This window comes from Shewanella gelidimarina (genome assembly GCF_023283945.1).
Classification (GTDB): Bacteria; Pseudomonadota; Gammaproteobacteria; order Enterobacterales; family Shewanellaceae; genus Shewanella; species Shewanella gelidimarina.
Genome location: NZ_JAKIKW010000011.1, coordinates 1 through 22,657, shown reverse-complemented (window position 1 = coordinate 22,657; position 22,657 = coordinate 1). Strand labels below are relative to the sequence as shown.

General features: G+C 44.2%; 20 protein-coding genes and 1 pseudogene. 12 read left to right on the top strand and 9 right to left on the bottom strand.

The features are described 5' to 3' along the window. Positions 1-39: 39 nt before the first annotated feature. From L2729_RS10980 to L2729_RS10970, 3 genes are all read right to left on the bottom strand, one after another. Positions 40-360 (bottom strand): DUF3144 domain-containing protein, encoded by a 321-nt coding sequence (locus L2729_RS10980; protein WP_101091358.1) that lies wholly within the window; start codon positions 358-360, stop codon positions 40-42. A gap of 76 nt (positions 361-436) precedes the next feature. Continuing rightward, positions 437-982 (bottom strand): prepilin-type N-terminal cleavage/methylation domain-containing protein, encoded by a 546-nt coding sequence (locus L2729_RS10975; protein ID WP_248988312.1) that lies wholly within the window; start codon positions 980-982, stop codon positions 437-439. Positions 983-1,018: 36 nt separating this feature from the next. After that, a complete protein-coding gene (locus L2729_RS10970; RefSeq protein WP_248988311.1) occupies positions 1,019-1,567 on the bottom strand; it encodes a type II secretion system protein in 549 nt (182 codons plus the stop codon). A 224-nt stretch (positions 1,568-1,791) separates the two neighbouring features. Between L2729_RS10970 and ung the strand changes: the two genes are divergently transcribed. Next, positions 1,792-2,460: a uracil-DNA glycosylase gene (gene ung / locus L2729_RS10965; RefSeq protein ID WP_248988310.1), complete on the top strand. Its 669-nt coding sequence runs from the start codon at positions 1,792-1,794 to the stop codon at positions 2,458-2,460. A 29-nt stretch (positions 2,461-2,489) separates the two neighbouring features. Here the strand turns inward: ung and L2729_RS10960 are convergent, their stop codons facing one another. The 4 genes from L2729_RS10960 to L2729_RS10945 all read right to left on the bottom strand — a co-directional run bounded on the left by L2729_RS10960 (position 2,490) and on the right by L2729_RS10945 (position 6,790). Continuing rightward, positions 2,490-3,140 carry a 5-formyltetrahydrofolate cyclo-ligase gene (locus L2729_RS10960; RefSeq protein WP_248988309.1) on the bottom strand — a complete coding sequence of 217 codons (651 nt, stop codon included), beginning with the start codon at positions 3,138-3,140 and terminating at the stop codon, positions 2,490-2,492. Positions 3,141-3,332: 192 nt separating this feature from the next. Then, positions 3,333-4,196 (bottom strand): PA4780 family RIO1-like protein kinase, encoded by an 864-nt coding sequence (locus L2729_RS10955; protein WP_101091363.1) that lies wholly within the window; start codon positions 4,194-4,196, stop codon positions 3,333-3,335. Positions 4,197-4,264: 68 nt separating this feature from the next. After that, positions 4,265-5,761 carry a S41 family peptidase gene (locus L2729_RS10950; RefSeq protein WP_248988308.1) on the bottom strand — a complete coding sequence of 499 codons (1,497 nt, stop codon included), beginning with the start codon at positions 5,759-5,761 and terminating at the stop codon, positions 4,265-4,267. 81 nt (positions 5,762-5,842) lie between these two features. Then, positions 5,843-6,790: a phospholipase A gene (locus L2729_RS10945; RefSeq protein ID WP_248988307.1), complete on the bottom strand. Its 948-nt coding sequence runs from the start codon at positions 6,788-6,790 to the stop codon at positions 5,843-5,845. A gap of 406 nt (positions 6,791-7,196) precedes the next feature. Between L2729_RS10945 and cobA the strand changes: the two genes are divergently transcribed. The 5 genes from cobA (at position 7,197) to cysC (ending at position 12,872) form a co-directional block, all read left to right on the top strand. Beyond that, complete coding sequence (gene cobA / locus L2729_RS10940) at positions 7,197-8,012, top strand: uroporphyrinogen-III C-methyltransferase (RefSeq protein ID WP_248988306.1); 816 nt, start codon at positions 7,197-7,199, stop codon at positions 8,010-8,012. A 41-nt stretch (positions 8,013-8,053) separates the two neighbouring features. Then, positions 8,054-8,962, top strand: coding sequence for a sulfate adenylyltransferase subunit CysD (gene cysD, locus L2729_RS10935; protein ID WP_248988305.1), 909 nt, complete (start codon positions 8,054-8,056; stop codon positions 8,960-8,962). A gap of 44 nt (positions 8,963-9,006) precedes the next feature. Continuing rightward, on the top strand, positions 9,007-10,446 hold the full coding sequence (gene cysN / locus L2729_RS10930) for a sulfate adenylyltransferase subunit CysN (protein ID WP_248988304.1): 1,440 nt from the start codon (positions 9,007-9,009) through the stop codon (positions 10,444-10,446). 2 nt (positions 10,447-10,448) lie between these two features. Continuing rightward, positions 10,449-12,173 carry an SLC13 family permease gene (locus L2729_RS10925; protein ID WP_248988303.1) on the top strand — a complete coding sequence of 575 codons (1,725 nt, stop codon included), beginning with the start codon at positions 10,449-10,451 and terminating at the stop codon, positions 12,171-12,173. A gap of 81 nt (positions 12,174-12,254) precedes the next feature. Further along, the gene (gene cysC, locus L2729_RS10920) at positions 12,255-12,872 is read left to right on the top strand and encodes an adenylyl-sulfate kinase (protein ID WP_248988302.1); all 618 of its coding nucleotides are present in this window, start codon (positions 12,255-12,257) and stop codon (positions 12,870-12,872) included. Between the two features lie 144 nt (positions 12,873-13,016). On the opposite strand, the gene L2729_RS10915 is transcribed toward cysC, so the two are convergent. Further along, entirely contained in the window at positions 13,017-13,880 is an 864-nt protein-coding gene (locus tag L2729_RS10915) for a TIGR03899 family protein (RefSeq protein WP_248988301.1), read from the bottom strand. A 56-nt stretch (positions 13,881-13,936) separates the two neighbouring features. Beyond that, positions 13,937-15,128, bottom strand: a pseudogene (locus L2729_RS10910) (MFS transporter). Between the two features lie 551 nt (positions 15,129-15,679). Between L2729_RS10910 and L2729_RS10905 the strand changes: the two are divergent. From L2729_RS10905 to L2729_RS10880, 6 genes are all read left to right on the top strand, one after another. Then, positions 15,680-17,092 (top strand): hypothetical protein, encoded by a 1,413-nt coding sequence (locus L2729_RS10905; RefSeq protein WP_428848239.1) that lies wholly within the window; start codon positions 15,680-15,682, stop codon positions 17,090-17,092. Between the two features lie 75 nt (positions 17,093-17,167). Next, positions 17,168-18,316, top strand: a complete 1,149-nt coding sequence (locus L2729_RS10900) for an imelysin family protein (protein WP_248988300.1) — start codon at positions 17,168-17,170, stop codon at positions 18,314-18,316. A 137-nt stretch (positions 18,317-18,453) separates the two neighbouring features. After that, positions 18,454-20,106 (top strand): di-heme oxidoredictase family protein, encoded by a 1,653-nt coding sequence (locus L2729_RS10895; protein WP_248988299.1) that lies wholly within the window; start codon positions 18,454-18,456, stop codon positions 20,104-20,106. Between the two features lie 179 nt (positions 20,107-20,285). Continuing rightward, positions 20,286-20,828, top strand: a complete 543-nt coding sequence (gene hemG / locus L2729_RS10890; RefSeq protein WP_248988298.1) for a menaquinone-dependent protoporphyrinogen IX dehydrogenase — start codon at positions 20,286-20,288, stop codon at positions 20,826-20,828. A 27-nt stretch (positions 20,829-20,855) separates the two neighbouring features. Then, positions 20,856-21,386: a cytochrome b/b6 domain-containing protein gene (locus L2729_RS10885; RefSeq protein ID WP_248988297.1), complete on the top strand. Its 531-nt coding sequence runs from the start codon at positions 20,856-20,858 to the stop codon at positions 21,384-21,386. Between the two features lie 90 nt (positions 21,387-21,476). After that, positions 21,477-22,478: a glycosyltransferase gene (locus L2729_RS10880; RefSeq protein WP_248988296.1), complete on the top strand. Its 1,002-nt coding sequence runs from the start codon at positions 21,477-21,479 to the stop codon at positions 22,476-22,478. The last annotated feature ends 179 nt before the right edge of the window (positions 22,479-22,657 follow it).

The window sequence follows — 22,657 nt, the reverse complement described above, 5'->3', positions numbered from 1 at the left end:
ATAACTGATGGCGTTTTTATTTGTTTTACAGCGTATTCACTAAGAGTTAAATTGTTGCACTGAATCATCTTTAGCTGGCTCTTCAGCTTTTGGCTGTGATGGGTTTTTAATATGATCTTCGATGTTGTCTTTCAACATCTCTTTATATTCGTTACCAAACCACTCTACTGCATTATCTTTCTCAGCGGCTAGATCAGCTGACTTGAGTGATGCTTCAAATGCATTGAAACGTGCTGCAGCAAAGCGTAATCCAGTGCCGACTTTACCGACATCCTGCTCTGTTGCTGAAATTTCGTTGGCCAATGCAATGAATTGATCGGCTATTTCAAAAATGGTAGTTTCTTTTTTAGCTTCTGACATTCTGCTTATGCTCTTAGTGATTGATATTTTAAACACTGATTCTATCGTAAATTAGCACTTAAGAAATCATTAGTTATTAACTATTGGGATCTGAATCGGTAATAACGCGACCATCGCGAGAATCATAGTAGATGGACATAGTCTGTTCCGGAAGATAGTAAAAGTAGCATTGGTCCGGTCCTTGATAAAGGGCACGATAAACGGCATCTACAGTATCTGCGGAGTTAGAGACAAGCGGGGCATCTTCTAATATGGTTCGCCAAACTGACATGCAGTCATTGGTGTTATTCAATCGAGGATTGGATTCTACTGGTGGGTAATTCTGAGCCGGAAAGCCCCAAAGGTTAATGTCTAACTGGCCTGATGCGCCCCCGCCGAACACTTGCAGGTTATCTGCGGGACCTGAATTCCCTGCAGCAGCCCATTTTACGTTAGCTAATGTAATACCGGCTTTAAAAGCACCGCCAGTTGCTTCATGTGTTGCTATCTCTGCATCTTGTCTTAGGTTAATAAATTTTGGCATCGCGATAACCGCGATGATCCCTAAAATGATGATAACAACAACCAGTTCAATCAGTGTGAAGCCGCGATGATGTTTACTTTTTGTCACGAATAGGTCCATTGTTCAGTACTTTACCAGAGCTAAGATTTGCTCATTTTAACTGCTTGGATCTGAGTCTACTGTAACTGAACCTAAATTAGAATCGTACTGAATGGATAGTTTAATATTTTCTCTATAGCTGAATGTACAAATTGCGTTTGCACTATAAGTTGCTTTGTAATGGGTTTCATTCGTGTTGGCGCTATCAGAGACGCTTGGCTCATCACCTTGAAATAGAACCTCCCACACTGAGATACAGTCTTCGACATTATCAAGTGCAGGTGACGCTTCGTTACCCTGAGAATAGTGCTGTGCAGGCCAACCGTTAGCATTAAAGTCAACCTCGCCATCTTGAGCTGTGCCGAATACGGGTAAGTCTTCAGCAGGGCCGCTGCCAACTTTTACTGCCCATACTGCTCGCGCGAGATCAACCCCAGACTTAAATGCACCGCCCGTGCCCTTAACCATTGATACTTGTGCATCTTCTGATATATTGACAAATTTCGGTACGGCCACTACAGCCAATATACCTAAAATAATAATGACAACAACGAGCTCTATTAAGGTGAATCCAGATTGGGGTTTAGCAGGTGAAGAGTACAACATTGGGTTGGCCGTCCTGGGCAAATTTGAGCGCGCATTTTAACACCAAAAATACCGAACACCAATCGCTTAACGATCAATTTACGTAATTTCAGGGTACGATTGTGATGAACCTCCGCACTCGTTTGATGGCTCTTTAATCACAAATGTGATTATAAATGCCTTAACTGATTGCCAGCGATAATGTGAACTCTTACTATCAATAAAACATTTTAGTGAGCTCTCCAATGACGATTAATTCAACTTGGAAAACCTTCATCCAGGCGCAGCAGCAACAAGATTACTATATGGCACTAGAAGCCTTTGTTGAGGCTGAGCGAACTGCCGGTAAAGTGATCTTTCCGCCTAAAGAACAGATATTATCAGCATTTGAATATACGCCGTTAAATGAGGTTCGAGTGGTTCTGATAGGGCAAGATCCATATCATGGACCCGAACAGGCGCATGGGCTGTGTTTCTCGGTACAAAAAGGGGTAAAAGTGCCACCCTCATTAGTTAACATGTATAAGGAACTGGCTAGCGACATAGACGGCTTTACGATCCCTGAGCATGGCAACTTGTTAACGTGGGCGCAGCAAGGGGTGTTAATGCTAAATACTGTCCTTACGGTCGAACAGGGTAAAGCGCATTCTCATGCCAAGTCAGGTTGGGAAACATTCACTCAAAACGTGTTATTGCATCTCAATGAGCAGCCTCAGCCTATAATCTTTGTGCTGTGGGGGGCTCATGCTAAAAAGAAAGGTAAAGTGATTACCGCAGCGCATCATCAAATCGTTTCTGGCCCACATCCTTCGCCATTATCTGCCTACCGAGGTTTTTTTGGCTGTAAGCATTTTTCTCATGTAAACCAGTTGCTTGAGCAGCAAGGATCCGCAGCGATTAATTGGCAGGTCTAGCTTTCATTACCGATTGTAATGGCTAGCCCCTAGTCAAATGAGTGATTTTTTGAGGGGGTAATGATAAATGGCAAAGGCACATCCCAATGTTGGCAAGCCAGCTTCGTCACCTGCTGACAATCATGTGCATAGCCAATGGGGAACGGTTTTTTGCGTGTTTGCCAGTTGGCTAAGGTTCTGTCGTAATAGCCGCCGCCCATGCCCATTCTGTTGCCTTGGTCATCAAATGCGACCAGCGGGGTTATCACTACATCTAACTGATGCGGTAAGATCATTTGGGTGATATCTAAGTGTGGCTCCCAAATACCTAAGCTATTTTTCTTAACAGCAGTGTCTTCCTCATATCGAAGAAAGATAAGGTTGCCTGCGGTAAAGGGGTGCAACCTTGGCAAGTACACTTGAATGCCTTGCTGCCAAAGTGTTTTGATTAACACTTGAGTATCCAGTTCACCGTCATTGGTCAGATATAACGCGACCTTATCTGCTTTAAGTTGTTTGAGTTTTTGCAGTGCTTTTATTGCTGCCGTATTAGCGAAAGCAGACTGTTGCACACTGCTTAAGCTGCGGCGAGCAACACGTATCGCTTGTCGAATGGCTTTTGGCGAGTTGACTGCTGGAGCCTCGGCATGGGGCCTGGCTATTTTTTTTTGCAGTATTTTGGGCGTCGGTGTCAGAGGCATCGTTGTCGCTAATCCATTTATGTTCTTATGGAGTCTATCGGCTGTTATACGGTATCGCAATTGGATTTAGCTGATGCTCCTATTAACCAGTGAGTTAATCGAGTGAGATTACAGGTTACATTGACATAAAAAAGCCCAACACTTTATAGGCTGGGCTGTTTTATCATTTAATTTATGCCGTCGCAGGTCTGCCTAATACTCATCTTGCTCAGCGGCATCACTAATTCGCTCTTTGCGTTCCTGTTCCTCTTCGAATGCTGCTTGGATCTCTTCCAATACGGCATTAATATCGGCGGTATGTTCGCTCTCAATAAATTCGCCAGTTAATTCACTATCTGCTGACAGATCGCCAGATTCAAATTTTAGCCACATCTCTTGTGCATATTTGGTTTTTAGCACTGAGGGAGCAAACTGCCCATAATATTGGGTCATGTTGTTCACATCACGCAATAACATGCGCTTGGCATTGTTATTTGCTGCAGCATCGACAGCTTGAGGCAGATCGATAATCACTGGGCCTTTATCATCTAGCAGCACATTAAATTCAGACAGGTCGCCATGAATAAGTCCAGCACAAAGCATACGCTGCACATCTTTCATTACTTGATAATGATGGGCAATGGCCATCTCTTCAGTAAGACTAATATCGTTTAATCTCGGCGCTACGAAGCCGGCGTCATCGGTAACCAGCTCCATCAATAATACGCCGTCAAAACAGCCATAGGGTTGAGGCACTCGCACTCCAGCATCAGCTAGGCGATACAAAGCATCTACTTCAGCATTCTGCCAGGCATTCTCTTGTTCTTGACGGCCGTAATTGGAACCTTTTTCCATCGCACGAGTACGTCGGCTATTGCGACCTTTACGGCCTTCACGATATTCGACTGCTTTTTTAAAACTACGTTTGTCAGCTTCTTTGTAGATTTTAGCGCAGCGGACATCATCACCACATCTTACGATGTAGACGTCGGCTTCTTTGCCACTCATTAATGGACGAACAACTTCGTCTATTAATCCTTCATCAACCAATGGTTGGAGTCGTTTAGGGGTTTTCATAGTGCCCTTATACCCTACTTAAGCAAGCTATGGAACCAAAGTGCGGATCTTCATCATAAAAGATGCCTTTATGGCGATCTTTTAGCTGTTGTGAGTGCATTGGCGCTTGATGCGTGTGTTGGGCTGTTAGATTTAGCGGCGATTAAATGGCTGATGTTTTCATGATTAAGCGCGAGGTTATTTAAGCCAATCGTAGGGCGTATGCCGATACCCGATACTAGCTTTCCCTGAGCGCTATAAACTAAGGCCGCACTAAAGCTCACCTTTATGCCACTTTGTGTGAGTGAGGCATAATGGCGAGGGCTTAGACTACCTCGGGTACTTTCCCCTACAAGTTGTACGTTTGGCCATGCTGATGCCATCAATGCCAGCCATTCACACTCTTGTTGGCAGCTTGAATCGACTAATAAAACTAATTTCCGTTGCTTAGGTTGATTTTCCTCTCTGTTGTGGTTTTTTCTGTTGTTTACTAAGCGACGGACTAGCCAATGGCTAAAGCTTGCTGAGTCCTGAATATGGTTATCGAACCCCAATGCTTCTAAGTTAACTTGCTCAAAAAAATGTAGTTCTTTAATTGGAACAATATTTTTAGTCGAAAATAGCTTGGCTGACGAATGAGGATAACGTTTGTATTTCATTAATCCGATAGCGCTGCTATATGCCACACTCTGAGGCGCAAAGTGGCGCTGTAGCCATTGAGTTAAAGCGGTATCTGGTGCCTTTAGGTGTCTGATATCGAGTATAAGATCTTGTTCAGGTTTACTTGATGCAAGTAGATCTAAAATATGAGGTGATAATTTAATATTCTCAGGGTAACGAATCACACGCTGTGAGCTAGATGAAGCGGCCATGGCCGCTGCTGTCGGCTGCTGAATATTCTCTTGCTGTTGATTTCTGCTGACTAAAGCAACCTCTCGCTGAGTGTTATCACCCTCTGTATTTGTGAATGTCAAAACGATGCTGTTAGAGGTTGTTACGCCTATATCTAACCGAAGCTGATTAATGCCGTGTAACCAATGACTCTGCTCCTTGATTGATAACTTGATAGAGTCGGGAATGTACCGCTGCGCAGCTTTCTGCCAGCGTTGCATGGGGAGGCCGTCCATGTGGGTTAAGAAGGGGAACTCTTCATCGAACAGACTATTTTCTGCGGTATAAACTAACCAATGTTGACCATCGTGATAGAGCTGGCCTGGAAGCTGTTTTATATCGGTAAGTTGCTTCGCTCGACGGGGAAGATTTATAGAGGTCGCTGGATCATTGAGAGAAGAGATCCAACGCTGCAATTGAACTTGAAAATTAACCGCATTACTCGGCTGTAAGTCCGCGCTTAACAGTAATTGTGCATGTTGATTAAAAATGTGTTTTCGGACGGGATCTAATGCTGCGAAAGATGACTTTTGATTAATTACGGCTAAAAGTTGGTTAATATCTTGTCGTTGCTGCGCTGGACTCAGTGCGTACGAGGTTGTATGTGGGAAAAAGGACAGTCGAATGAGTTGAGCTGCACTTATGCCCATCATAAGTACAAATAACAGGACTATGCTTTTAAAACTCACTGTCATATCGATTCTCGGATATGGCCAGCTTAGCCTTTTCTAGGCTAGGCCAGCATAGCCTCTAACTAATTGACTAGATAAGCATAGTTATAAAATGTCGTTGATAGAGATCCCGATACCTATGCGTTGGTTATGTGAATTATAGTCGATAAGACTTTCACCGTAGCCATTAAAGTATTGAGTATAGAGTCTGAGATTGCCCATGATGGGGTAACTCCAGGTAAATTCTACTGCGCCATAATTAGGCTTTTGAATGTAGTTACGCACCATTAAGCTAAATCTATGCTCACCGAGTCCGTACACCCCTGTAAACTCAAGGTTACCCATATAGTCCATTATATCTGGGTTATCATCGCCACTCGGAGAGGTTGGGGTTTCTTTTTCATCTTCAGGTATACGCCACCACGCTTTAGCTTCAAGCGCAAATGGCCCTGAATCGAATATCATCATGCCGTATAAACGATTCCAGCTTCTGGATAATGATCCTGCTTGCCCATTTGATTGGTGTACGGCGCCGACTCCCCAAAAAGAGTTCTGTAAAGGCCCCACTTGCCAATCATTAGTGAAGATCATGAATATTTCAGGCTCATGATTGGTTTCTCTAAACGGCGAAGATATTTCTTTGTTATACACCTGCCAGTACGACTGGTTGGTGTATGCTGCAAACAGGTGGCCATTATCGCCAAATACATTGTGCCAGAGCGGAAATTTAAAACTAATCTGAAACTTGGCTTCTACATTATCCATCATAAACGGGGTGTCTTTAGCTTCTTCAGCAAAAGGTTCCATATTAGGAGAGGAGTTGTAAGTCACCGGAAGAATGTAGTTCACCTTGTGTGGTGTAATGACATAAGGCAGATCGCCAGTTGCTAATTCTTTAGAGACTCGCGCTGCAACCAATGATGTTTGTTTTTTTACTTCAATATCTTCTGTTTTGCTAGCGACCTCTGTTGGTTCTGCTTTCGTCGTTGCTGCATACGACGCAAAAGAGCAGCCTAAACCCATAGACAATAATAACGTGCCTAGCTTATTCATAATATTCCCAAAAGTTGTTAAAACTGCGCTTCTTTTTGTTTGTCGCAATTCTACCTAGCTATCGCTGTGTTTAACAGTGCTATAGCAAGCTGGTAACTTAACACTCGGTAAATAGGTGAAGTGATTACCACTGTGATAGCAACGCGGTTTTGAAACCGGCCTCTAGATCTAAATGCGATAACTTAGTGCCAAATTGTAAAGCGTGTATTTTCTGCTTTGTCCTGGCTCTATCAATACGACCACGCTAAGCATTTGAAAAGTATGCTTTTATTTCTTTATTTGAATGTCTGAATGAATATAATTCTTTTTTTAATAACTAAAAGTTATAAGTGATCTGAATTTTCTATTTATTATGGAATAAGAGGGCGGCTATATTCAGGTTATCAAATTAGAGTGAGGTAGCGTGATGGAGATTGTATCTTTACCGGGTCAAGCCGCAGGAGGAAAGGTGTGGCTAGTGGGTGCCGGCCCTGGTGATGTGGATCTGCTAACGGTTAAAGCATACCGTGTATTGCAATCAGCGGATGTGGTGTTGTACGACGCTTTAGTGAGTCAAGACATCATGGCCCTCATTCCAAGTAAAGCTGAAAAAATCGCGGTGGGTAAGCGTGCGGGTAAGCATAGTGCGGCGCAAAGCGAAATTAATCAATTACTGGTCACCAAAGCGTTTACTCGTAAAAATGTGGTTCGTCTTAAAGGCGGCGATCCTTTTATTTTTGGGCGGGGTGGTGAAGAGTTACAAACGATTGTTGAGTCGGGCCTCGAGTTTGAAGTCGTGCCAGGGATCACCGCTGCAAGCGGCACTGCAGCATATGCAGGCATCCCGTTGACTCATCGAGATTACGCCCAGGGTGTGAGCTTTATTACCGGTCATTGCCAATTAGCGAGTCGGCCGATGGACTGGCAAGGATACGCAAACCCGAATAATACCTTAGTCGTGTATATGGGGATCCTTAACGCCAACATTATTAAAGCGGGTTTACTTGATGCCGGACGTTCACCTAATACCCCGGTTGCTATTGTTTCCAAAGCGACCACTCAGGAGCAGCGAACATTCATTGGCACATTGGACAATATTGAGCAATTAGCGGCAGATCCAGAATTAGTGATGCCCGCATTGATGGTGATAGGTGAGGTGGTTGAACTCGCTGATAGTCTGAACTGGTTTAAGCCTCAAGGCCTGCAGAGTCGCGAAGCAAGCTTAACAACACAAATTAAATAGATGTGCTTAGCACAATCGATTCAAGAAGACGGAGAATTAGCATGGCCGCCAAAGAGTTAAGCCATTTACAACAATTAGAAGCTGAGAGTATTCAAATAATTCGCGAAGTAGCGGCAGAGTTTGATAACCCAGTCATGATGTATTCCATCGGTAAAGACTCTTCTGTGATGCTGCATTTAGCACGCAAAGCTTTCTATCCGGGGAAGATCCCTTTTCCTTTACTGCATGTGGATACCGATTGGAAGTTCAAAGAGATGATCGCATTTCGTGATGCTCAGGCCAAAGAGTTTGGCTTTGAATTGCTGGTGCATAAAAATCCTGAGGGTATCGCGATGGGGGTTGGTCCGTTTACGCACGGCAGTGCTAAGCATACCGACATCATGAAAACCCAAGGGCTTAAGCAAGCGTTGAACAAGTATGGTTTTGATGCCGCCTTTGGTGGTGCACGCCGCGATGAAGAGAAGTCTCGTGCTAAAGAGCGAGTCTACTCATTCCGCGATAAGCACCACACATGGGATCCTAAAAACCAGCGTCCAGAGCTGTGGCGTACCTATAACGGTGCCGTCAATAAAGGTGAAAGCATTCGAGTATTCCCGCTTTCAAACTGGACGGAACTAGATATTTGGCAATATATCTACCAAGAAAACATAAAATTGGTACCACTCTATTTTGCCCAAAAGCGTCCTGTCGTCGAGCGTGATGGCATGATGATTATGGTTGATGATGACAGACTGCCTTTAGAAGAGGGTGAAACGGTTAAAGATGAATTAGTCCGATTTAGAACCCTCGGCTGCTACCCATTAACGGGAGCGATGCATTCAGAAGCTGACACGCTTGAGAAGATCATCGAAGAGATGCTGCTAACACGTTCTAGTGAGCGTGAGGGCCGACTTATCGATTCAGATCAAAGTGCATCAATGGAACTTAAAAAACGTCAAGGCTACTTCTAGGCGCGGTAAGTGCTAAGCATTGTCAGATTTCAAAGGAATTAATCATGAACCAAGCAGTCAATAACAACACCCGCTTAGCCGCTGAGCTAGAAGATTTAGGTGTGAAGGAATATTTAGCACAGCAGCAACATAAAGGCATGTTGCGCTTTCTAACGTGCGGCAGTGTCGATGATGGTAAAAGTACCCTGATAGGACGTTTACTGCATGACAGCGCTCAAATATATGAAGATCAACTCGCCACTTTAAAAAATGATAGTGCCAAAATGGGCACCACAGGTGATGAGATTGACCTGGCATTACTCGTCGATGGCTTGCAAGCTGAGCGTGAACAAGGCATTACCATTGATGTTGCTTACCGCTATTTTTCAACCGACAAACGTAAGTTTATTATTGCCGATACTCCAGGCCATGAGCAGTACACTCGTAATATGGCCACGGGCGCCTCTACTTGTGACTTAGCCGTCATTTTGGTTGATGCGCGTTATGGGGTGCAAACACAGACTCGCCGTCACGCTTTTATTGCCTCGCAGTTGGGTCTACGCCACTTTGTGGTTGCCATCAATAAAATGGACTTGCTCGGCTTTGACGAAAAAGTCTTTAATGACATCAAAGCAGACTTTGCCGAGTTTGCAGCGCAGTTAGGTGACATCGATATTCGTTATGTACCACTATCGGCTTTAAAAGGCGACAACGTGGTCGATCGCAGTACACAAACGCCTTGGTATAAAGATGGCACGTTACTGGAGCTATTAGAAACCATAGACACCCGCCGTGAATTAAACAGCTTACCGGTACGTTTTCCGGTGCAATATGTATTGCGCCCCGATCTCGATTTTAGAGGCTTCTCTGGCACGGTATCATCAGGTGTTATTAAAGTGGGCGACGAGCTGGTGGCCTTGCCATCAGGTAAGCGCAGTAAAGTTGAGCGTATCGTTACATTTGATGGTGATTTGAGCGAAGCTATCGCGGGTCAGGCGGTGACGTTAACGCTAGAAGATGAAATTGATATTTCTCGTGGTGACCTATTATCGCAAGTCGACAATGCCCCCACGCTTGCCAATCTAGTCAGTGCCGATATTGCTTGGATGGACGAAAAACAGTTACAAATTGGCCAGCTTTATGATGTAAAAGTGGCGGGTAAGAAGCTACAAGCAAGTGTTACTCGTGTCGAATACGTAGTCGACATCAATACATTAGAGCATAAAGATAGTGATATCATCGGCTTAAATGATATGGCTCGCGTCACGCTTGAGTTAAATGAAGCGATTGCTATCGACCCGTATACGCTTATTCGTGACACTGGCGGCATGATCTTAATTGATCGATTATCAAATGCGACAGTGGCCGCAGTGATGGCCGTTTCAACTGCGAAGATGAGTAAATCAGCGGGCCAGTTTACTGATTTCGAACTTGAGTTAAATGCGTTAATTCGCAAGCAGTATCCTCATTGGCAAGCGCTTGATATTAGTAAGCTAGAGGGTTAGTGGTGTCTGAATTGTGGGTGTTGTCGAGCATATTATTTGCCTTAGTCGTTGCTTTGATGGCAGGACTTTGGACACCCGCAGCGCTGTTTTTTACGGCGACATTAACGACCTATCTTTTAGGCATGGTGGAGTTAGAGACGGCATTGGCGAGTTTTACCAATGCCAGCTTAGTGACTCTAGTACTGATTATTTTAGCGACTGCCGCGCTAGAGAAAACCTCTTTGCTTGGTAAGCTGAGTCAAGTTGTCGGTGAAGGTTCTTTGGCATCGACGATAGCTAAGCTGGGCTTCTCGACCGCACTGTTGTCATCGTTTACCAATAATACTGCCGTGGTGTCATCCTTGATTGGTGTGGTGAGACGAAATCAGTCTCATGCACCGGCTAAGCTTTTATTGCCACTGTCTTATGCGGCTATTCTGGGCGGAACTCTCACCTTAATAGGCACATCAACCAACCTTATCGTGAACTCTTTTGTTGAGAACGCAGGCCTAGAGCCGTTAGGCTTTTTTGAGTTCTCTATCATTGGTGTGGTTATTGTGACCCTAGGTGTGGGTCTGTTGGTGTTACTCGCTGATTTTTTGCCCGACAGACGCGAAGACGGAACAGAAGAAAGCTTGCCTTACATGCTCGAAGCCAGAGTGGCGAAACAGTCGCAGTTGATTGGTAAAAGCGTGTTAGATAATCGCTTAAGAGCATTGAAAAAACTCTATCTAGTCGAGCTTGAGCGCAGTGGCATCCGAATTTGTCCCGTCCCACCGCACCTCGTCTTGCAAAGTGAAGATGTGTTGCGCTTTGGCGGTGCGGTCGAGTCGGTAGAACTGTTACATCAATTTGATGGGCTCGAATGGTTTGGTAAGCAACAAGCCAAAGGGCAAAACTTGATAGAAGCGGTACTGGCACCCACATCGGAACTGGTGGGTACCTCATTAAAAGCGTCTAAGTTTAGAGAGCGATTTGACGGTGCAGTACTGGCTATTCGACGCGGGCACCATCCGTTAAAAGGTGGCCTCGGTGATATTGAGTTACAAGCGGGTGATGTATTACTGATTACGCCAGGGGATAGCTTTAGCCATAACGCAAAATTGGCGTCAGATTTCGCTGCCGTGAGTGGGCTCGATCTCAGTGTTCGCTTAGATAAAAGACGCAGTCAGTGGGTATTGGGCGGCTTTGCATTGACCATTTTTGCCAGCGTCATTGGCGCATTGCCTTTGGTCAAAGGCTTAATTTTGCTGTTGATTAGTTTCGTTGCCATTGGCGCGGTGAGTTTAACTGAGCTTAGGCGACGCTTTCCGATTGAGCTGGTGGTGATTGTTGGTAGTGCGTTGAGTTTAGCCAATTTGATGCTATCGACAGGTCTTGCAAATGATATCGCTAATTTCATCTTGGGATCGTTAAATGGTTTTGGGGTATTCGCAGCTTTTGTTTGCGTGTATTTGTTAACGTTATTACTGACGGAGTTAATCACCAATAATGCCGCAGCGGCGCTGGCTTTTCCTGTCGCGTACGCTATTGCAATGAGCTATGGCGTCGATACCCGACCATTTATTCTTGCGGTGGTATTTGGTGCTAGTGCAAGTTTCATTTCGCCCTATGGTTACCAGACCAATTTGATGGTTCATAGCGCGGGAAATTACCGTTTTACTGATTTTTTAAGAGTGGGATTGCCTTTGTCGGTGTTGTACTCGTCGATTGTCATTATATTAGTGCCGTTGCTCTTCCCGTTTTAAGGTGGCAATACTATCTCGACCGTTGGAATTGAGTGAGTTTGGCGCATTTTTATCTATTAGATTATTGTTTTTGGAGTGGTTATGTCTGACATCGTTTGGCACCAACATAGTATTGACCAAGAGTCTCGTGCAAAGCAGAAAGGACAAAGTCCGGTACTACTTTGGTTTACAGGCCTATCAGGCTCCGGTAAATCAACCTTAGCGGGCGCATTAGAGCGTGCGTTGTTTGACGCTGGCTTTCATACCTACTTGCTTGACGGCGATAATGTGCGACACGGCCTCTGTAACGACTTAGGGTTTAGCGCCAGTGATCGTGACGAAAACTTGCGCCGCGTGGGCGAAGTTGCCAAGCTGATGGTCGATGCGGGCTTAGTGGTGTTATCTGCCTTTATCTCTCCAACGAAAGAGGAGAGAGAGCGTGTACGTGCTTTATTTGAAGAGGGACGCTTTATTGAAGTGCATGTCTCGACACCGATTGAAGTGTGCGAAGCACGTGATCCTAAAGGGCTGTATAAAAAAGCGCGAGCAGGTGAGATAAAAGAGTTTACGGGTATCTCTGCGCCGTACGAAACCCCCACAGCTGCAGAGTTAACCATTGATACCAGCAAAGGCGATCTAACGGCGCAAGTCAACGCGCTATTAGATTATCTTACCGCGATTCAAGTGATTGATGCAGCGAAGTTAAAAGCCGCTGGCTAATAAGAACGAGCTAAAATAATCGTTGAAATAAGATGCCGTAGATGAAGATTATCTACGGCATTTTTTATGGGATAAATTGGGTGCTTGGAGCTAAATGATGAGATATTTCAGTATGCAACAAAGTGGCTTAACCCGGCTTTAGGGTTACTCCTCAATTCTGAAATCTTGCGCAAATACCGCTTTTAACGCCTTAATATAGTTGGTGTCAGTTTTAAATTGAATTAACTGTGCTAGCTCGTCGCCCACAGGGGTAAAACGGTAATAATTGAAAAAGAGTTGACCGGTTTTTGGGGTCAATTTGAGCTTGATGTTACTTAGGGCGAAATTAATCGGTTTCTTGCTGCTTAGTAATCCTGTTTCCAATTCACTGCGATGTAAAATGCCAGCCTCAATCAAGGTTAAAATATTGGAGTAGGGTAAGCCAAACTGCGACAGACCAATATTGGTCTGAGTCGATTTCTTAAAAAAGTGGCCTAAACCACTGGCGTGTTTAAAGCCAATAACCAGTTTTAACTTACTTTCATTGTTGACCAGTACTGACATCCCCAGGGCTTTTTCTAATACCTGCGCCTCTTTATGGGTAAGCTGCTTTAAAGTGGCTAATGTACGTAAACTAAAGTTACCTGGAATGGTGATTTCACTGGCTAGAATTCTGCCCCATAACTCCTGCATTTTACGATTATGAATCTGTTCAGCCAGCTGAAAAAACTGATGCGCCCAATCGGGGTCGAGATCCACACCGGTGACATCTGACGGGGTTTGGCTTATCGCAATCTTGTAAATAGTTTCTAAATTAGACTGGTATTGGCTAGAGAGTTTTTGTGCTCTATAGGCAGAACGCTCTGCAATTGAGGCGCTGCTGGGGCGGTAATCATCTTCGCTGGCAAGCCCAAGCATGCGCCCAAGCAATAAGGCTTTTTTTCTGGCCGAAACGTCAGCTGACTTTACGTTATCACTGACTGATGATTTCAGCGGGTGATTTCTAGTATCCTTAACTGTTTCAACCATCAACCTCATTCCTCTTTGTTATAAAACTTATGCCAATCAGGGCGTTAATTGTCTAGCTATTTGTCTGCTTTGACAAGTGGTGGCATTTTACCAAATAGCGCGACCTCTTCACCTTGTTTAGGGTGGCGAGGCACATTCATGGCCAGTATGAGTGAACACACCGCAAAACCTGCGCCGATATAGAATACCAGTGAAGGTGAGGTTAGCCATAATAGCCCCAGCAGTGCGGGGATGATAACGGCTGCAATGTGGTTAATGGTGAAACTTACTGACATGGTAGCGGCGATATCTTTGGGATCGGCAATTTTTTGGAAATAGGTTTTTACGGCAATCGCCATTGCAAACAAAAGGTGGTCAATCACGTATAGGGCGGCAGCGGCTTCTGCATGCTCAACGACCGCATAACTGGTAAAGACTGCAATAAGCCCTAAATACTCAATAGTCAGGGCGTTGCGTTCACCAATTCGACCAATGAAGCGGCCAATCGCGGGGGCGAAAAAGAGGTTAACTACATAGTTAATTAGAAAGAGTGAGGTAATTTGACTAATGCTATAGCCAAATTTTTCAACCATCATAAAGCCCGCAAATTATTACCATGAAGATCTGTCTTCTCGCGCCCGAGAAAAAAGTCAGCATATAGTATAACCAGTAGCGTTTTCGCAAGATTATTTTCTTGTGCTGCACCTCTCCTTGTTCAAAGGTAGGAAAGTACAGACGAATGGTTATCACCATGATGAGCCCTAAAGTACCAATGATGGCGTACATCCATTGGTAGTCGAGTTTTAGCCAGCTCATGACTAGCCAAATACTGCCGTAACCTATCAATGCAGCGGCGCTGCGCCATGCCAGAGCTTTGCCTAAAAATTCGGCGGTATTTTTCTTTTCAACCCATTGCAGTGTCAGTGATTGGTTGATGGTTTCAAAATAGTGAAAACCAATCGACATTAATACGGTGGTGATATACAGCCCGAGCACTTGCGGAAAGAACCCCGTGACAGCCACACCGATACACAGTAGTGCCAATGACAATAATGCAAACGCTTGCTCTTTTATCAGTAGTAAGACAAAGATAGCGGTAAACGCAAGAAACCCAGGAACCTCTCTTAAGCTTTGCAATATACCAATTTCAGCACCGGTGAATTGAGCGCGCTCAATAACAAAGTTGTTAAGTAATACCTGCCATACAGCAAAGGCTAATGACATGATAAATGTCATCCAAAGCAGCAGCTTCTGCGGGTTGTTTTTCATTAAAACGGTCCATGTGATCCGGCGAAAGGACGAGCAGTATATACTCAATTAATACTAAGGTGCAGTGGGCTATTCAAAACCCCTCCTCGAAAAAAAGCAGCATAACGCGGGGGTGATTCGCGTGGGATTAACATTGTCATCGTCATATTAGTTGTAGGTTTGAATGCAATATATGATACAAAACAACATGTTAGATGCATAATTTGTTGACTATCTTTTCACCTTCTTCCCTTTTGATAACCACCTCCTTATTCGGCATAAGCAATTAAAGTATTAACACCCTGGTAAGTTGGCTGTAAAGCGCTTGATGCTGATTTATGGGGTACTGCAGTATCTGGTTTATACACTCCGCTATAGGTTTTCCCCCATTGATTTTAATTAATGTATCGCCTTGTTTTTAAGCGTTGCAACTGTTGGCTTTTGGTGTTTGATGTAAGTTTATTGTAAATTATAGTGTAAAGAATAATGCAAATCATTCTCATTTGTAGTATTTTGACGGCGAATTTAAGGGATGCTGGTTTTCCAGCAAAGAATCAATTGAGAGCCGTTTTATGAAAAACATGTCTAAACATGTAAAGCTGAATATATTGGCCGCAACGATAGCAACTGTCTTTAGCGCTAATGCTATGTCAGCAACAGATCCTGAAGTACTCGCCGCAGCGATTGCTAAACAAGAAGCAGAACTGACTGAACTTAAAGTCCAGTTAAAGGAGCTTGCACAACAACAGCAAGCCCAAACTGAACAGCACCAGCAACAACGGTTAGAACAGCAAGAAGCGATAGCGACCGTTAAAGCTGATTCGGCTAATAGTAAGTTCAGCAAGTTTTCATTTAAGTCATACGGCAGTGTGATTTACACCAGTGATGAATATTACGATAACGTCCAAGATACAACGCCTGAACGTCGTGGGCGTGTTGACCTCGAGCGCATTGTGACTGAATTTGGCTATCAGTTTAATGATGACTGGGATATGGAAGTTGAGATTGAGTATGAGCATGGTGGAACTGGTTCTTCACTCGAATACGATGGCTTTGATGAATTTGGTGAGTTTGAAGCTGAAGTTGAAGCTGGCGGCGAAGTGATGATTGAAAAAGCCGAGATCCGTTATCTCCCAAGCGCTGCGTTTGGGGTTAAGTTCGGTAATATCCATCTGCCCGTTGGCCTTAGCAGTACCCTCCATAAACCTAGTCAATACCTCACAGTGCAACGCCATAAAAGTGAAGCGGCAATGTTGCCAGCGGTATGGAATGAAAATGGTATCGGTATTTTTGGTGAAGTTGCTAATTTCCACTATCAAGCACAAGTGGTTAGCGGATTAAACTCTGAGTATTTTCGGACCTATGATTGGGCTGCATCGGGTCACCAAAAGCGTTTTGAACATGTAAATGCTGATGATCTTGCCTACGTTGCTCGTCTTGATTACGGCAACTTCAAAACAGGTTCCGCGGTGGGTGTTTCATATTACTACGGCAATACCAGTGGCAATCGCCATAAAACCAATAAGTTGAGTTCAGATGGTACTGTCAGCATATTTTCAATCGCTGGTGCATTTGTCGAAGGCCCATGGACAGTACGTGGCCAATACCTTAATGGCACCTTGAGCGATTCAGATGCTATTACTCAAGCAAACAAAACCACGCCCGGTCTAAAACCGGGTAACTTCGCGCAACTCGGCAGTGAGTCTGAAGCTTTCTTCGTTGAGGCGGGTGTCGATTTAGGTCATTTCACTCCTATCCCAATTACGATCTTTGCCAACATCGATTATTCAAACCCATTGAAAGAAGTTGAAACTGGCATTGCCACCAAGCGATATGAAAACACGTGGATCAGTGCGGGTATTAACTATTTCCCTATTCCTGAAATCGTTATCAAGGCTGAAGCTGGTGTACAGCAAGTGGCTGTTGCTTCTATTCCAGATACCAATTTCTTTGCGCTTGGCGTGGGTTATCAATTCTCGTTGTAAATAATCAACTATTTATTCGCTAATTCAATTAGCCCAATTAATTAAATTTATTAAGTTAAAAAAATGGAGTTTTTAATGAAACACTTTACTCATTCAGTGGTTGCTATAGCACTTATTTCTGCACTTGCTGCATGTGGCGGTTCGGGCTCTGATAGCACGCCAACACCTGAAGCTGATAAAACTTTCTCATTTACAGCAACAGAGATGGTGACCAACCTGACTGACGATGTCATTGTTGCCGGTTATACCGATCTGGCGGCACGCGGTGCTACATTGTTTGCATCGACTCAAACATTGGTCGCCTCGCCTTCGCAAGTTAATCTTGTTGCCGTACAAGAAGCTTGGAAAGCTGCTCGCCAACCTTGGGAGCAGGGAGAGTCTCATATTTTTGGCCCTGTTGACTCACTTGGCATCGATCCTCATTTAGACAGCTGGCCACTAAACACCACTGATTTAACGTCGGTATTGTCTACAACAACAGGTTTTGATGCGGAAACCATTAAAGGTTGGAATGACGATGTGCAAGGTTTCCATACGATGGAATACCTATTATTCGGTGACGGCGTGACCACAAATACCAAAATGATCGCAGATTTAACGGCTAACGAGCGTGATTACCTAATGGGTCTTGCTGCAGTATTCCGTGATTACACTGAAAAATTGGATGATGCATGGCTTATAAGTCACGATGCTAGTACAGGTAAAGCCTATGGTGAACTGCTTAAGACTCCGGGGACTCAAGATAATACTTTCTACAGCTCAAATGTGGGTGTTGTTCAAGAACTAATCCAAGGCATGATCGGCATTGTTGATGAAGTGGGTAACGGCAAAATTGCCGATCCATTTGGTGCTGACGCAAGCAGCGCTGACACCTCTAAAGTTGAATCTCAATACTCATGGAATTCACTGACAGATTTTAGTAATAACATCATTGGCGTACGTAATGTTTATCAAGGTGAGCTAGCTGGCGCTGCAGATAAGCAAGGTATTGTGGATTTTGTTGCTGCGGCGGATAAAGACATGGCAGCGCGAGTGGGTACTGAAATATCAAACGCAATTTTGACGATTCAAGCCATTGAAGGTGCAAATGAAATGCCTTTCCGTCAAGCGATCTCCGATGTAGAAGGGCGCAAGCGCATTCAAACTGCCGTTGATGCTCTTTCAAAGCTGCAAACCAGCCTAGAATCTGATGTGTTGCCACTGCTTAAAACGTGGAAAGTGTAAAAATATAGTCTGTTGAAAAGGCATTGAGGCGCTCCTCGGTGCCTTATTTTTTAGGTGATTTATCTTAGTTTTTTTGTTGTGTCTTAAATAACAGAATCAAAATACTAACTTAAGATAAAACGTGTGTGGTAACGCAAATGATAATTAAAAATAATAAAGTTAATAATACGAATATAAAGCTAAACATAAAAGTAAGCGTACTCGTGATTGCAAGTGTACTCAGTTTATCGGCATGTGGCGGCAGCGGTGATGAGACCACACCCACGCCAGAAGAGAAAGTTTATCCTTCTTATACTGATATTACTGCCAGTGGGGGTGATACAACCACCTTTGATGCCTCCGAATCAGGTCATGGTTTTTCGACTCCTTCTCCTAACCTTACGGCGGCTGAACTTGAGTTGCACTTAGAGGGTGACCTCGGTTTTGAAACCGCATTTACGACGGCGCCCAATGATGCACATCCAGAGCTAGATGGCCTTGGACCTGTGTTTAATAATGCCGACTGTAACTCTTGTCATCAACGAGATGGCCGCAACTCAACCCCGCAAATTGCCGCAGGTGAAACTCGAGTGAAACTGGGATCCGAAGCTGGGATTTTTTTGCGTATAAGTAAAGCACCAGATGAACCTTGCCTAGAAGGTACTGCCGCTAATAACTATTGCGCTCCTATTGCTGTTCCTGACTTTGGTGGTCAGCTGTTCCATCGTGGCGTACTTAAAGCGCGCCCTGACTGGGAGACAAATAAATTTATTGGCCAGGCTGATGTGTATCTGTCTTATGAAACAAAAGCGATTACCTACAGCGATGGCAGTAGCGTGACCTTGAAAAAACCACTGTTTGATGTTGAAAACCCATATGATGCGCCGGGTGAAACCAAATCAAGTGCTAATGTCACCTCCAATTTACTGCAAGATGACGTACTCATGGGATGGCGTAACGGTATGCCTGTATTTGGTTTGGGTTTGCTAGAAGCGATCCCAGAGGCGGATATCGTGGCAAAAGTCGATAGCGATGATGCCAATAATGACGGGATTTCAGGGCGTGCTAACTACGTATTTGATGCGGTGAAAGCACAAGCTGGCGACAGTAACCCGGTCTCTTTAGGACGCTTTGGCTGGAAGGCCAATACACCAAGTGTCAGAGTACAATCTCTAGGTGCACTGCGAGGCGACATTGGTATTACTAATCCGTTGTTTCCAGATGAAAGTATTAAAGGTACAGCACTGCATGATGACTATCTAACGCGTACTGGGTTTGTCGATACCGGTGAAGGTATTGACGGTGAACCGGATGCGACGGCCGAGTTTAGTGATTCAGTGGTGTTTTATGCCGAGACATTGGCAGTACCGGCTAGACGCAATGTTACCGATACAGATGTACGCGAAGGCGCGCGCCTGTTTGAGCAATTAAATTGCAGCGGTTGTCATACGCCAAGCTTTGTCACTAAAGCAGCGGGTGATATCGGTGGTGCAGAAATGATTGCAGGTCACAAGAGTCAGACTATTTACCCTTTCACCGATATGCTACTGCATGATATGGGCGAAGGTCTTGCTGATGGCCGTCCTGATTTTCTGGCCGATGGCAGTGAGTGGCGTACTCGTCCATTGTGGGGAATAGGGTTAACTAAAACGGTAAACCCACAAGCTGGTTTCTTGCATGATGGCCGTGCAGCAACACTTGAAGAAGCTATTTTGTGGCATGGTGGAGAAGCACAGCAAAGTACAGATGACTTTATGGCACTTAATGCGGCTGAACGTGCTCAAGTTCTTGATTTCTTGATGTCTCTGTAATGGCATTGTCAGACTAACCAAAGGGAAATACAGGCTTAATGTATTTCCCTTTTAATTTTGTGAGCTAGATAAAGTTAAAGCAGATTATCGTTTTGTAGCTCGTGATCTGATTCAAGTAAAAATATTCAATTATCCCCTATGATTAATCAATTGAATTTCTATCTAAAGGGGGCCGCCAGATGAGTAACATTCTTATCGTTTATTCAAGCGTGCATGGCCAGACTCGCAAAATTTGTGCTTATCTTGAACAAAAGCTAATCGCTTTAGGTCATCAAGTTAACGCCGTTAGCATTAGCGACAATATTGATTTAGCTGAATTCGATAAAGTCATTATTGGTGCCAGTATTCGTCATGGCAAACATAATCCAACAGTTTATGATTTTATTGAAGCCAATCAAAGTGCACTTGAACAAATACCTAGTAGCTTTTTCTCGGTAAATTTAGTCGCAAGAAAACCACTTAAAAATACTGCTGCAACCAATCCATATATGCAGGCGTTTATGGAAAAGTCGCCGTGGTCACCCACTCTTACCGAAGTGTTTGGTGGTAATCTGAATTACCCAAGCTATGGTATTGTAGACAGAAGCATTATCCGTTTTATTATGTGGATGACCAAGGGGCCAACGGCAGCAGATACTAACATTGAGTACACCGATTGGTTAAAAGTCGATGCTTATGCTGACAAGATCCATCAGTTACCGGTTGAGACAAAGGTGAGTTAGCCACTTAATGGATCAACAGAGGTCGTCATGGCGAAATCAAAATTACAACGGTTGTTAGATAAGTGTATCGCTCGGCAGCATATTGTTATCATTTTTACGGTGGCTTATCTGCTATTAACCAGTAGCTGGGTGTTAATCGGCCGCAGCTTAAGGGCGAATGCGAGCTTATGGGATCTTAGCCATGTCTACCTTGGATTATTTGCCGCCTTTGTTGCACTCACATTCTTAATCACTACCTGCCTAAAGGGTAAGTGGCGTCAATATTTCCCTTGGTTAGTTGCAGATTTTACTCAGTTAATCAGTGATTTTAAAGGACTAACAAAAGGCAAGTTACCTATAGCGGGTGGGCGTGGCCTGTTTAGTATTGTTGAAGGCTTAGGCTTACTGGTATTTTTGGCCGTGGGTGTGACGGGTGTTTTATGGTTTGTCACACAAGGCTCAAGTGATGCGCTTTTATGGCGAAGTTACCATATATTCTGCACTAAAGGCTTTATTGGTTTTATTGGCGTACATATCGTTTTTGCTTGTTTACATCTGCTCGATTTTATTCGTGATTAGCATTTCTACGTTTTATTGTAAAACAAAGCTTTTATCTTTGATGGCTTTAAATTAACTTACCTTTATTGGGGAACAAATAAAGGTAAGCTATTGCAACCAAAGGTTATCCACCTTATCGATGATGCAAAACTCGGTGGCGTCAATTTGGCGCTAGAGAGTCTTGCTGCCTCAAGGTTAAATCAGCACTTTGATTTTCAGCTGCGGCATATCGAACTGACACAACTGCAACTGACCCGCTATGACACTAATATCATTGTTATTCACGGAGCCATGAGTTGGCGAAAAATTCCCTCACTCGTGATACTAAAACTGGCGAATAGGTCGACTCCTCTGCTGTATCAAGAACATCATTATTGTCGTGAATTTATGCGCCACTGCGTGCGTCATCCTTATCGTTTTAAGCTGATGCTCAAGCTGGGTTACGCATTGATGGATAAGGTGCTGACCGTTTCTGATCAGCAAGCTGATTGGTTAGTTGAGTTTGGCACGCTAAACGAAAAAAAACTCGCGCGAGTTGGACAAGCAAAAGAGCTCGCTAACTGCATAGCACTTACGGGTGTAAAGCCGCATACGCCATTGAGGCTTGTAGCCTATGGTCGATTAGCAAAACAGAAAGGGTTTGACCTGCTTATTCAAGCAATGGCGAGCTTTAGTGAGCAAGAGGTGACGTTAGCGATAGCGGGAGATGGCGAGGATAGAGCGTTGTTACAGCAACTGGCTAAATCAATGCCTCAAGTCACTCTGGTTGGGGAGGTTGATGACGTGGCCGCTTTTTTAAGCACTGCTGATGCGGTTGTTATCCCCTCGCGCTGGGAGCCTTTTGGACTCACGTGTATGGAATCGATTGCAGCAGGACGGCATGTTATTTTACCTGAAATTGATGGGCTTGCCGATCAAATTGCAGCGCTGAGTAAGCATCAACAAGGCTATGAAGTGATTGAGTCGCTATCGGTTGAGGGAATTACGCAGGCGATTATGCGCGTCAAAAATGGCAACCAAATTGGTGTCAATGGCGAGCAACGTCAAGCAACGCAGCAGGCATGGGAAAAGATGTTAGTGCGTTGGCAGCAACTGTTAGCGCAATACCTATAACGCTTTATGAAAACCCGTTCAGCGGGAATGTCGTGAACAGTTGCAATAAAAAAGGTGAGCTTAAGCTCTAATGCCGTTCACTTAAGGTGAGCGGCATTTTTGTTTCTAGCATATCGTTGAGGCCGTGGCTTTACTGTTCTGGGGAATGTTCTTTCCCGCCGGGGTTCAAGTACCAAGCT